Here is a 1,116-nt window from a genome sequence, read left to right on the forward strand (position 1 = left end):
GTTCCGGCGCCGAGATCAACGACACAGCGCGCGGCCTGAAGCGGCAGTGCGGCGACGATCTCCGCGGGGTAGCTCGGCCGGCCTGCCTCGTAGGCGGCGACCGCGACGCGATAATTCTTGGCTGTAGGGTTCAGTGTCATTGTGCGTCTCCTGCGAGCCAGCTTTCGGCGATGAAATCTGCCGACGGTATAGAGCAGCGCCTGCGCGGGACCGGAAGGGCGCGTCGATACAAAATTCGCTGAAGCCCCCTCACCTTTGCGTCAGCGCCGGCGGCAGCATCCACGCCGCAGTTCCAGGTTGCAAGTTGCGATTGGCTGAACCACAGTCCTTGCAGGCGGACACGGTCTTTTGCGCTTGCACGACAAGCCCGGTCCCTCTTGCGCACCGGAGTGGCCATGCAGCGATCCAGGGCAGTCCTTATCACAGCCATCGTCTACGCCTTGATCGGCCTGGTCCTCGCGGCGGGCGGAATCTGGCTCGCCGCCCTGGGCGGCTCCATCTTCTACATCGTCCTCGGCGTCGGCGTCCTCGCCACGGCGGCGTTGCTGCTGATGCAGCGGCGCTCCGCGCTATGGCTGTTTGCGATCGTGCTGGTCGGCACGCTGGCGTGGGCTGTGCACGAGGTGCGTCTCGACTGGTGGCCGCTCGCGGCGCGCGGCGACATCATCTTCCCGATGGCACTCTGGCTGCTGACGCCGGTGATCGTTCGCGCCCTGATTCGAGGCGAGCCTATGTCCTACGCGCGCGCGACAGCGCCGCTCTGGATCGGCGTCGTGGCATCAGCTGCCGTCCTCGTGGCCGCGCTGCTTTCGAGCTATCACGACATCAACGGCACGATTGCCGCATCCGGGCCTGCCGTGCCGCAAAGCGAAGCCGACCCGCAGCCGGACGGCGACTGGCGCGCCTATGGCCGCACGCAGTTCGGACAACGCTATTCGCCGCTCAAGCAAATCACACCCGACAATGTTGGCAAGCTCAAGGTCGCCTGGATCTTCCGCACCGGCGACGTGGCGACGCCTGAGGATTCCGGCGAAACCACCTTCGAGGTCACCCCGATCAAGGTGCGCGACACGCTCTATCTCTGCTCGCAGCATCAGGTGCTGTTCGCGCTCGACG

General features: G+C 65.8%; 1 pseudogene. It reads left to right on the plus strand.

The window, feature by feature from the left end:
* Positions 1-440 precede the first annotated feature (440 nt).
* A pseudogene (locus ACJH7A_RS30595) lies at positions 441-1,116 on the plus strand (hypothetical protein); the annotation flags it as partial.

Source organism: Mycobacterium sp. SMC-17 (assembly GCF_045310915.1).
Taxonomy (GTDB): domain Bacteria; phylum Actinomycetota; class Actinomycetes; order Mycobacteriales; family Mycobacteriaceae; genus Mycobacterium.